This is a genomic window from Pseudomonadota bacterium, from assembly GCA_026388255.1.
Classification (GTDB): domain Bacteria; phylum Desulfobacterota; class Syntrophorhabdia; order Syntrophorhabdales; family Syntrophorhabdaceae; genus JAPLKB01.
Genome location: JAPLKC010000126.1, coordinates 1 through 10,745 on the forward strand (window position 1 = coordinate 1; position 10,745 = coordinate 10,745).

Below are 10,745 nucleotides of genomic sequence, written 5' to 3' on the forward strand. Positions count from 1 at the left end.
AATTAACTCCCGTTCTGTCGGGAGATTCTTCCAAACCTCGGCAGATTTCCCTCGTAAGTCACGTACGCTTATGAATTTCATAACCTAACCTCCAATTGTGTACTAACAGTGTACACCATTGTCACTCATAGTCAAGTTTATTCTTCACATAACAAGATGCTCACCGGCGTGGCGTGCTGTTTTGTCATGTCCGGTGCAACTATTCGTTAGCCGTATCAAGGCCCGCAGTATTTCCAAATGAACTCACCCGCAAAATCAACAAACCACAGAAAAATCTGATGCACGCGATCAGCCACTTTGTCCGCTTCGACTCTCATGTCCGCCCGCTGTGGAATGGCCCATATCTGCCGCACGACAATGCTGTCCACCACGTCATCTGCGACTTTGAAATACCACAAATAGGCTGTGTCTCCCCGCGTTACAGATGACGTTCTTGCTTCCTGACGGGCGGCTCTGTCGGCGATCGCTCGGTTGATTAGCTTTCCACACCCGTAATAGTGAAAGGCAAGATTGTGGCGTACCTTACCCACCAGCCGTTCAAGTTCAGAATGGCATGAACCGCCGGGTAAGAACTGCTCAAGCTCATGAAACGATCTCTGGGTCTCCACGTCGCATTGTCCCACAAGAACCATTAGGAACTGATCTTTCTTGATTTCCTCAATGATTTTTAGGCCTTCGTAAAGATGAGCAAGTTGCATCCTAATGAAGTACATTCCTGCCCCAATCTGGCGAGGTTTTCTGGTGCTGGGTTGGTCCTTCTTCCAGTTGGAGAGCGCTTGGTTAGCCAGCGAGAGGTCGTTACACGCCATCATCAGTTTCACAACAGTGTCTGCGGTCTGACCTCGGGTGTGTAGTGTGTCAAAGCTCAGAAATCGTGTACTGGTCCTAGCCATTTTCTCCGCTGTTCTTCCTTTCTGGCTAACGCCCGGCTTCAGCGGGAGCGTTAGCCCTTGAAGTATTCAAACCTCAACCAAATATCAATCTCTTCAGCACGCTGAAAATGATAATGATGTAATGGAAGCTCACATATTTCTTTGTACTCATCTTCTGAGGGAGAGGTGTATCTTTCCATAAGTTGCCATTCCTTGAATTCCTGATGACACAGGATTTCTTCATTCTCCCGTTTTTCTAGGTCGGTCAGTCGTGAAAGACCTTTGCTGTGCTGCTCTCGCAACGGTAAAATAATTTGTGTTAGCGCCGACAGTGGAAACCTACACAACACCTCTCTAAAGCTTGAATACAAGGAGTGGTTTTTGTCGTATTTGAACACCATATACTCGACGTTGCCGAGGTTGTAGCCAGTTTCCAGGAAAAAGACATTACTTTCGGGGAATGGATTACGGTTTCCGAACCGTTCGATAATGACACTTTCTTTTACTTTACAGCGTCTTTCAATAATCTTCTTCTCCGTGAAAGGGTATAGATTGCCCTCATGGTTGTATAAGGATAGACCGCTCTTAAGGTCTTCTATGGCTTGGAATCTTGCTTGACCAACACTGTCTGCATCGTCAAAGTCGTCGGGCCATTTGTAGCCATGGCGGTCGAAGATTTCAGGATGAGGATGCCACAATGAAGAGAAGTCGCAAAAAATAGCGGCTGAATCCTTGCTGGCTCTGAAAATCATCATGACCTCCTATCATTTCATATGTGGGCTAACGCCGAGCTAAGCGGGAGTAGCCCGCCAGGGCTACGGTCCGCTTCAGCGCCTTGTTCGGCCTACTAATTTCACTGCTCAAAGCTGTGACTACCTGAGAGACTCCAACCACTTTTTCCGCTCTTTCTCGTTTGGCACTGCGAACTCTTCAAGCTTTCGACGTATTTTCCCCACCCGTACTGGATCAAACGCCTCCGTTACAATTGCTGGGGTGAGATGCTCCATCTCAAGCATGAGTTTAATATTACTGCGGAGATGCTCCACGGTATTCCGAGCTTCATCTCTGGCTCGCTCTGCCGCACCTTTTGCGATGTTGGATTCCGCATTGGCCCTAAGTACGTCCGCCCCTGCCGCAGTGGCCTGCCTTAGAGCATTGTCTGCTGATTGAACAGCACGGTCCGCTGATTTCCTTTGCTTGGTAGCCTCTTGGAATTGCAGCCAGGACAAAGTAACGAGAGCTACTGATAGGACCATGGAGACAACGCTAATGAAACCGGAAACAGACGCCAATTTTGACGAAAAGTAACCTTGAGACTTTTGACAGTGAAAGCAGACGCTCGCACCTTCTGGAATGGACATCCGACAGTGTCGGCAGGGCTTGTTTTGATCAGTCATGTTTCAATTCCTCAGAAATTGCTTTTCAGCCGAACATGGGCATAAGCGGGAGTGGCCCGATAGGGCCGCGATCCGCTTCATGCAGTGGTTATGCATTACTTGTTTTTGACCTCAGCCAGCCATGCAGGATCAGTTCTATAAGAGCCTTCCCCTCCGGCAGTGTCATGGGATTGCCTGGAGGAGAAGTTGATTCCTTGCCGTGGCGAGAGGCATCACCCGTCGAACCGGGGCTATTTGCTGTATGTTTGAAGCGTTTGATAGATGCCCTTGTAGCCCACCCACGCCTGGCTATTTCATCAACCGTTCGGACGTCTTCTTCAATTACTTCATACAGGCGGCATAAACTCACCCAATCATGTTCGCTGGTTCCAAAAAGCCTAAGTGCTTTTGCAACCTTTTCATCAGAAAAACCAAGCTTAATCCATTTCGGCACATCTTGGGCTGGATGAGAAACCTCGATACTTCCATTACTTTTGCGAGTTTCAATACTAAAAAAAGCTCTTAAACCTACAGTTTCTGTAATTGTTAGAAAAATGTCACGTCCCCCATCTTCACGTATTTTCGCAACACTTCCGACTGTGATAGGGGTTTTACCACCAAGCGCTAATCTTGCCGAACCGGTTAATAACGTCAGAATATTAGTGCCTGCGGATACTACCTCTTCAGATGTGCTTAAATCGTTGAATCGGATGGATCGCAGGAAGAATTGGTTGTTTCTCTCTTCTATATGAAGCTCATTATCTGCAAGGCATTTGCATAATTCAGTTAAGTCTGCTTTATCTCCAACCGTTTCCACTTCCCAGTTCATCAAAATCACCTCATTGCATAACGCTTGGATCAGCCAGAGCGTAAGCGATTGGCTGCATCCGGTAGTTAGCAGCCTTTTGTTTTTGAAACTCTCACCCCCGTGCAAAGGAATATAGGCTCTCAACAACAAGCCTCGTTCCCTTTATACATACCAATGCCTCTTCCCGCATGACCTTTGGAAAGGAAATGACCTCCACATCGCGTTTCTTCTTTGGATGCAGGATTCGATTCCCAGTGGTGCGGACTTTTTCTAAAGGCGTGCGAAGGTTAGGGTACTTCGCGGCCACCTCATCAATAAGACGTTCAAGCTTTTTGAATTCTTTCTTGCCTCTCCACTCCTGACTGACCTCCAAACCGAGGCGCGGCCCGTTGTCAATTATGGCGTACTCAGCCACGGAGCGGGACAAAGCAATTGAACTCATCCACAACCCGTGAACAAATGAGCGATAGATCTCGCGGAGGCGGTATTGGACATGCGAAGGTACAGTATTCAAGGGCCGGGCGACCAGGACCGGCCTCAATAACCTTTGGTTTTCCAACCACAAATCCGGTGCGAAGAAACCCTTGTCTACAAGGTCTATCGCGGCCTCAATGTTAAAACCCCGCTCAAGCCAGTCCTGTTGTTCTCCATCATCAAGCATAGTCCACCATCGCTCCAGACCCCAGCTGACGGCATTAGCGATTGGTGTCTTCGTGTCTGATGGGTTGAGTCCTTCCAGTAATTCCTCCCAGCCAGCGACGCCGAGAGATTCCCCGAACCCTGTGATGTTCAGGAAGATGTCGCGGAGTTTGATAGCATTAGGTTCGAGAAGATTCGCATAGAAATCCCGTAGTTCCAAATCCATGTGCATGATTGGGGCATCATCAGCTTTATCCAGATACGCAGAGAATTCGTCCTCTATGGCTTTAGTAAGTGAAACGAGGCTCCCTATGAGTTCTTGAATGCGCTCACGTTTGGGGCCACTATCGTACTCGCGGTTCAACAGATGATCAATGGTGGTGAGAGTCATCAAATCCTGAAAGTGCTGCTTTGCCAATGCAAGATTCAGATTAAGTTCAGTCGTCATCTATTCTCCTAATGCTAACGCCATGATGAGCCGCGACTGTAAGGAGTCGGCTCCATCAAGTAGTTATCCTGTTTTTGAGGTCAGGTCTCCCTCTATGTACCTATGGATTATGCCGGAAATGAGGGTTTGATAAGGGATGCCCATTTCCATTGCCTTCTTTTGAATGCCCTGGTAGTCGTGGTCGTAGAGGCGTATGGTTATTCGCTTGTCCTTTACCAACGTTTTTCTTGCTGTTGCCTTTATAGCTTCAATCTCTTTTTTAGACGGAGTTGAAGGTTTCATCTTCCCTTTTTCATAGGCATCAATAATGGCCTTTTCTTCCTTGTCGTATTTCATGTTTTGTTAACCTCCTGTTCCTTCTTATATACCTTGGTTGCCTTACGGCTGGGAATAACCGTCTTCAAGAAAACGTAGTCTTTTTCAACCACGTGAGGAACAAGATAGATGTATCCCTCTACATTGACAAAATATATCTTTTGTCCGGGGTAGTTTTCCTGGTCGGGATGATCGGCAAGCTTCCACACGTCGCCTTGGGCTAGATGAAAAACTATCTTCTCGAAAGATATATTCCTTTCTGCTTTCAGCCACTCATTCTTCTGTGGGTCCCATTCATATCTCATGATTCAAGTGTACATCATTTGTGTGTACAGATCAAGGTTCTAGTCTCAGTTTTTCGACAAGGATAACAATAAGATCAGCCAGAGGCCGCTTTATGGCCGATTGGCTGCATCGTCGGGTTATGCAAAAGGCCCTTAAGATACCTTTCCGCTTTTCCTTGGCCTTCAATGACATGAAGCCTGGCCAATTTTCAATACCTTAACTATTTCTCTCAGTTTTTCTATAATTCTCTCAGGATCTGATGCAATACGTTTGTAACTTTTAATAAGGGAATGATAATCCTTACTTAAGGCCTCTGGAACAAACAATTTCTTTTGGTGATCATTCACTGTCTTAGCAATTGTATTAGTCTCAGGTGAATACTCTATCAGTTTCCCTTTTCGGCAATGAATGAAGATGTTTTTCCTCGCTTTTCTTGCCAGCAAATCCGGGTTTTCGTCAACGAGTTGATTCAGGAGTCGAAGGAACTGCTGGGATTTTGGAATTGTGTAGTTAGGATTCTCGGGGTTCCACTTTGCATCCACATCAACTGAACTATTGTCATTATGCAGGCTTAGACCTTTTTCAAAAACTCCATTATAGGCCAAGACTCCAAGGCCATTGGTAGAATCTGGCCCAATCCAAGGTTTTAACTTATCAATCATGTAATCTGGGTCATTAAACTCCTCGTCGAAGACAATCCCTTCCCTGCCAGACCCAAAAATAACCCATCGATGTCCGTTAGTAATAAATGCCCTTGTCAGTCCCAAGGCTTTTTGATAAGTTGTTACTTGTTCAAAATAATTATTAAGGTTTTCTTGCCAGTGCTTAGCGTCACCAACCATCAATATACCAGCCCTATTGCCAATAATTATGTCCGGGGCACCCCTCATGTAGGCCCCTTCTCCTATAGCTTCTTTGTCAACCTGAAAGTTAAAGAAAAGCTGAGTGACTGGGTCCCAGCCAAGCTCCCAAAGGGTTAAAAATAATACTTTTACTTCACAGTTCCTTTCAGTCTTTCCAAGGCTCATGGAAGGATTTGAGAAACAACCCTTTAGGACTCTTCTAACTTCGTTCTTTTTCGACATGCCACACCTCGTGTCTTTGTACGCTATGTCTTGATTCTATCTATATGTTTCACGCATAACGCAAAAATCAGCGGCGGCTGCAAGACGTCCGCTGGATTGTTTTGTTAGGGTGCTCTTTGATTAGTTGCATGTCTCGCACTTCTCAACCATCATCGATAAAGTAATGTTCGCAACTCGTTCTGCGATGGCCGGTAAAATGGGCTTTTCCACTACGCTTTGAAATACATTGACTTTTCCCGAGTAGATGCTATGCGAAGGACTTTTTAACTCTAACAGAATAAAGCCATCTTTATCTTTCAAAGTAAATGCAAATGTTACCGAATAGACAACCTCATCGATTGGGGGCACTGTCCATTCGCCAGACTTGTATTTTTCCTTCTTTTCGACTTTGTACTTTTGTGGCACCCTCTGCAAATCCAATTTTTCCACATCCACTGAGACTACATATCCTAAATTCAATTCCTCGTTTCTCGATTTTGGGGAAGCACTTAAGAATTTGCACTTGCCGGACAGCTTCCTTATTTCAGGTAAACGAATGTCGGAACCGAATAGGGCTTCGGAGGAATAGCCATAACCCTTGCCGGGTTGATCTAAGGATAGAGCTTTCCAATCGAAATTCCGTGGTGTTTTGACTGCGACGGCAAAGTAATAGCCAACGGCCATGCCAATTACCAATAAGGCTACACCAATTGCTATAAAACGTGCCTTAGCTTTCATTCTCTGTCCCTAACAATTAAGTATACAGAAAAATTCTGTATATCACCTCATATAACCGGGTTTTACAGATTTTTTCCAGTTTAAGAAAACACCTCATACCCTCAAATATCCAATGGGCTTTTCACAGACAAGCCCGGTTTGTTAAGAACATGAGCATAAATCATCGTAGTTGACACGTCCTTGTGTCCAAAATTTCCTGGACTGTACTTATATACTGGTTTGCTTTTAATAAGTGGGTTGCAAAGGAATGATGGAAAGTCTTTAATGATCCCCGTTATACCCACCCTTTTCTTTCTATTTTCCTGCTATTTCAATAACATGTCAAGAAAATTATCAAGCATTATAAATTTTCAATTTGTTCATGAAAAGAAACCCCGAACATTGAATAGATTTTTGTTTGTTTCAATATCCCACCCTCCCAACAAACATTTGCCGCCACAGTGGCGGCAATCATCAAACTTCATGTAAATCCAATATAGAAGCTGTTTTACATAATTCAGCTTTTTGAGAGAAATCAAGGAGGGTCAAATCTTTATTCTTGACATTGGGGAATTCATAAACAAGAAGGAAAAGAATTAAAGGCATTGTCTCTCGCAGAGTTCACAGAGTACGCAGAGAAAGGCAAATATATCTGTGAGCAGTATCGTGAGACGGACTGATCCTGCTCACACACTACGCCCCTCCGGTGCAGGAAGCTGGTACCATTTTACCCGCAGGGTGTGCGGGTTGCCGGAATGAATTATTCTCTAAATTCCGGCAAAAGCTATTTTAACTCTGCGATCTCTGCGTACTCGAACGACCGTAAGGGAGAGGGCGTGAGGAAAAAGAATTAAAATCATTAAAGGCGTTATCTCTCGCAGAGTTCGCAGAGTACGCAGAGAAAGGCAGGATATACTTGTGGCCATAATTGCGAGAAGGCTCAATTCTGTCCACATTCCATGCCCTTGTCAGGGCAGAAAGAAATTATACCCACAGGGCGTGTGAGATGAGACCTGAAGGCCTGACCAAGGAAATCCGTGAAACAGTTTCACAGATTTCTAAAATCTCTGCAAAGTAAATACAGACAATGTTCTACACAATATCATTTTTAAAACTGGTTTATAGAATATTAGGGTATTGTCATCAAAAAGTTTCGTGAAAATGAAAACAGATGTCTTTATTTCTGCCGGATTCGCATCAGCGGGAAGGCTGATGTAAATCCGGCTTGGAGTGGGCGACGGCATGGGAGAAATGCTTCAGATGTGGATGAGATGCAAGCCTTGCAGCCCGGAAACTATACTTTATGTATGTTGGAGGGCGCAAGGAGCGGCAGATCGCCGCAGATGAGTATTTCTTCCATGCCGTTGACCGTCAAAGAGAAACATTAAAAGAACGCGAAATTACATCAAGGGTTCCATCGTCAAGCAGGGATGGCTTTTTTCTGTGATATATGCAAGCACCTCATCTTCCGTTGTACCGACTGTCTCATCGGCGATCATATCCGGGAAATCAGGGAAGCCAAGTTCTTCACCCCTTGCCTTGAGGCGCTCATAAATTTCCTCTTTTAATCTCTTAGGCATCCAGACAATGCGTAAAAGCCCTCCGTCGCCCCGTAAAAATTTCCTCTGCGCTATGTTGTATTTGCTGTGACCCAGAAAACCGGGGGTCTGTGCTCCGCCACCCACAGAACCCGCAAGGGTTGTAAACTTCATCCCGCAGGGCGTCATTCCTGTAAAATCCCTGTCAACTGTCATAATGCCGTTGCACATGGGCATAATAGCCGCTATGCACTCGCAACATCCGCAGGTAGTCATGGGGTCATTCATGAGGCTGTATAAACTGACACTCTGCACCTTCTGCCTCGATGCTTTTATTACATATTCATTACACCCCTTGAACTGACCGTATTGTTCGTCAAGGCATTCACCTTTTTTGACGGGCTGGTTCGGTCCTTCCGGGTTTATCTCATAGGCGGCGCGGCAATCGAGCCAGTTATAGGCCCCGCATAATCCGGTACGCTCCGGGCTTATAATGCACACATGATCAGGCGCGAAAGACTGGCACAATATACAGGAATAAAATGTATCAATGGTCTCGTCCGTCATGCCTTCGATCCTGGCATCCCTGTGGTGATAGGATGCACGGGCAAGTTCAAGAACCTCCCGCACCTTCTCCTCATCCGTGTATATTTTAATCTGCACCTTGTCAAAGATTGCCCCGAAATCCTGATGATACTTTGCGTAAATAATTTTACCGATATGTTCGAGAGTAAAACCTTTTTCCACTGCCTGTTTAGATATGCGTATCCATGCTATATCCCTCTGGCCGATGTGCATGACACCCTGTGCCTGATTGATAAGATGGTGGTTCTGCCTCTCGAGAATCGGTTCAAAATCCTCCTGGAAGTTACGCCCTGCAACTTCTGCAATCATGGCAAAATGCAGCCTCGTTCCCGGCGTTACATCAGCCACATTCTTTCCGATGACTTCCACCTTTCCGTCTTCAACCTCTTCCATCCTTTTAGATGTTGTCCACTCAACGGCAATGGTCTTCCCGCCGCCCATCTCAACATAGATATCCTCGCCGCGCACCCTTTCGCCTTCAAATGCCGGGCCATAGGAAACAGGCACGGGAACCTTGGCAACCTGCACCTTCAAACCCCTTACTTCAACGGCCTTCTGCGTTATCTGGTCATGGGGGATATTGGAAACCACATGTTCATACGTACATATGCCTGTGGGCAGCACCTGCGGGATAGGCGTATCGGCAATCGTGGGGAATCCCCAGTTGATGGCCCCTGCCGCGTTGGCATACCACTCGTCGGTTACGTTGCCAAGGGCAAGGACAAAGGCGTATGTCCTGTCTTTGTTGTATATAAGGTTTTTTCTAAAATCACCGGGCTTTATACCGCCGAAAGCCATGGCAACACGGCATGCGAAACCGATGGCAAATACGGCTGCTGATATATCCGGGCCAAAGGATACAAGCCTTGTAGGCCAGCCGATCTGTGTACCTGACTCAACAAGCTGCTCTGAAAATGTTTTTCCTTCATGTTCAGCGCACATAAATACATAGAGGTTCTTCTCCTGAAGTTCAAGAGCAATCTTCGCGGCAGTCGCAGGATCTGGCGCTGCCCCGACAATGGCCGCGAAACCCGGCGCTGTGCCGTCTACAAACTCTACCCCTCTTTTCCTGAAGACTATATCGTTCGCCGCGCCGAGCCATATGTTGCCGTCGCTTATTTCTTCACTGTTCGACAGATAAAAATCCGGGTCTTCAAGATATCGTATGGATTCAATTATCTCTTCCGCAAAAAACGTGGCCATGCCCGCGTCAAGAGCCGGCGCAAGGTATGGAAGAGGTGTCTTTTCTTTTACCGGAGGCGGAATAATCCTTTTGCAGATATCGAGAATCTGCCTCATCTCCCCTATTCTGGAGACACCGATGCCTGTTATTGCATAGATGATAGGCAGATAGTAGGCTGTATTCGGAAACCCCACTTCATATCCGGGGCCGTACTTTTCCAGCGCCTCATTATATTTCTCCTCGGCCCTTTGATAGATTTTCTGCGCTCCTCTTATAGCCGCAGATGCGATAATCTTGGACATCTTAGCCCCCACACCGTAAAATCGATTTTCTAATGTTTTTGCTTTTCACTTTTCACCTTTTCATCTTTGATGCACTCATAAAAAGTTAAAAAACAGCCACTCCCGTGAATACCCTGAAGGGCACAAGCACTGGAGTCCAGAACACATTGAAATCACTGGATTCCCACTTTCGTGGGAATGACAAAACGACAGAAATACGACTTTTTACGAGTTCATTACTATTCACTTTTCACTATTCACTATTCACTATTTTTATACCAGCGCCCTTCTCATGGCCATATCGAAAAGCACCCGCTCTCTTGCTTTGTCAATCCCCAGGGCCTTTCTCTTTTTATCAATGTGGTCGATCATAAGATGGGCCGCCCTCACAGGATCGGCCTCGAATGCCCACATACCCCCGAACATATCCTCGTACTCTTCAAAAAGATGGCGGGTGACATTGTCACTCCCTGTTGTGGGCCATGTTGTTCCGAACACCGTATACACGCCTGAGGCCACAAAATACTGCCCGATGGCAAGGGCCTTTTCGCTCATCCATTCCGTCACAGCACCGGCAGCAGGCAGATCGCTGATATCGTCGCCGAGCCCTCCTTCCTTCACCATAGCAGTAGCG

10 protein-coding genes and 1 pseudogene are annotated in these 10,745 nt (G+C 46.1%); all 11 read right to left on the bottom strand.

The features are described from left to right. Nucleotides 1-215: 215 nt before the first annotated feature. Entirely contained in the window at nucleotides 216-821 is a 606-nt protein-coding gene (locus tag NT178_17685) for a hypothetical protein (GenBank protein MCX5814353.1), read from the bottom strand. Between the two features lie 122 nt (nucleotides 822-943). After that, nucleotides 944-1,627 (bottom strand): hypothetical protein, encoded by a 684-nt coding sequence (locus NT178_17690; protein ID MCX5814354.1) that lies wholly within the window; start codon nucleotides 1,625-1,627, stop codon nucleotides 944-946. A 730-nt stretch (nucleotides 1,628-2,357) separates the two neighbouring features. Further along, nucleotides 2,358-3,077: a hypothetical protein gene (locus tag NT178_17695; protein MCX5814355.1), complete on the bottom strand. Its 720-nt coding sequence runs from the start codon at nucleotides 3,075-3,077 to the stop codon at nucleotides 2,358-2,360. A 91-nt stretch (nucleotides 3,078-3,168) separates the two neighbouring features. Further along, nucleotides 3,169-4,143 (bottom strand): hypothetical protein, encoded by a 975-nt coding sequence (locus NT178_17700; GenBank protein MCX5814356.1) that lies wholly within the window; start codon nucleotides 4,141-4,143, stop codon nucleotides 3,169-3,171. A 63-nt stretch (nucleotides 4,144-4,206) separates the two neighbouring features. Further along, complete coding sequence (locus NT178_17705; GenBank protein MCX5814357.1) at nucleotides 4,207-4,479, bottom strand: hypothetical protein; 273 nt, start codon at nucleotides 4,477-4,479, stop codon at nucleotides 4,207-4,209. Then, the gene (locus NT178_17710; GenBank protein MCX5814358.1) at nucleotides 4,476-4,763 is read right to left on the bottom strand and encodes a toxin; all 288 of its coding nucleotides are present in this window, start codon (nucleotides 4,761-4,763) and stop codon (nucleotides 4,476-4,478) included. The genes NT178_17705 and NT178_17710 overlap by 4 nt, the downstream gene beginning before the upstream one ends. Nucleotides 4,764-4,925: 162 nt before the next feature. Further along, nucleotides 4,926-5,828, bottom strand: a complete 903-nt coding sequence (locus NT178_17715; GenBank protein MCX5814359.1) for a hypothetical protein — start codon at nucleotides 5,826-5,828, stop codon at nucleotides 4,926-4,928. 120 nt (nucleotides 5,829-5,948) lie between these two features. After that, on the bottom strand, nucleotides 5,949-6,545 hold the full coding sequence (locus NT178_17720; GenBank protein MCX5814360.1) for a hypothetical protein: 597 nt from the start codon (nucleotides 6,543-6,545) through the stop codon (nucleotides 5,949-5,951). A gap of 101 nt (nucleotides 6,546-6,646) precedes the next feature. Continuing rightward, a pseudogene (locus NT178_17725) lies at nucleotides 6,647-6,795 on the bottom strand (tyrosine-type recombinase/integrase). Nucleotides 6,796-7,924: 1,129 nt separating this feature from the next. After that, nucleotides 7,925-10,132, bottom strand: coding sequence for an acetyl-CoA decarbonylase/synthase complex subunit alpha/beta (gene acsB, locus NT178_17730; protein ID MCX5814361.1), 2,208 nt, complete (start codon nucleotides 10,130-10,132; stop codon nucleotides 7,925-7,927). A gap of 252 nt (nucleotides 10,133-10,384) precedes the next feature. Further along, the coding region (locus tag NT178_17735) for a carbon monoxide dehydrogenase (protein MCX5814362.1) at nucleotides 10,385-10,745 on the bottom strand (361 nt) is incomplete at its 5' end.

Excerpts from the sequence above, each read along its gene's own strand:
- NT178_17705 (MCX5814357.1), bottom strand. The coding sequence starts at position 4,479 with ATGAAATACGACAAGGAAGAAAAGGCCATTATTGATGCCTATGAAAAA.
- NT178_17690 (MCX5814354.1), bottom strand. The coding sequence starts at position 1,627 with ATGATGATTTTCAGAGCCAGCAAGGATTCAGCCGCTATTTTTTGCGAC.
- NT178_17695 (MCX5814355.1), bottom strand. The coding sequence starts at position 3,077 with ATGAACTGGGAAGTGGAAACGGTTGGAGATAAAGCAGACTTAACTGAA.
- NT178_17710 (MCX5814358.1), bottom strand. The coding sequence starts at position 4,763 with ATGAGATATGAATGGGACCCACAGAAGAATGAGTGGCTGAAAGCAGAA.
- acsB (MCX5814361.1), bottom strand. The coding sequence starts at position 10,132 with ATGTCCAAGATTATCGCATCTGCGGCTATAAGAGGAGCGCAGAAAATC.
- NT178_17720 (MCX5814360.1), bottom strand. The coding sequence starts at position 6,545 with ATGAAAGCTAAGGCACGTTTTATAGCAATTGGTGTAGCCTTATTGGTA.
- NT178_17700 (MCX5814356.1), bottom strand. The coding sequence starts at position 4,143 with ATGACGACTGAACTTAATCTGAATCTTGCATTGGCAAAGCAGCACTTT.
- NT178_17715 (MCX5814359.1), bottom strand. The coding sequence starts at position 5,828 with ATGTCGAAAAAGAACGAAGTTAGAAGAGTCCTAAAGGGTTGTTTCTCA.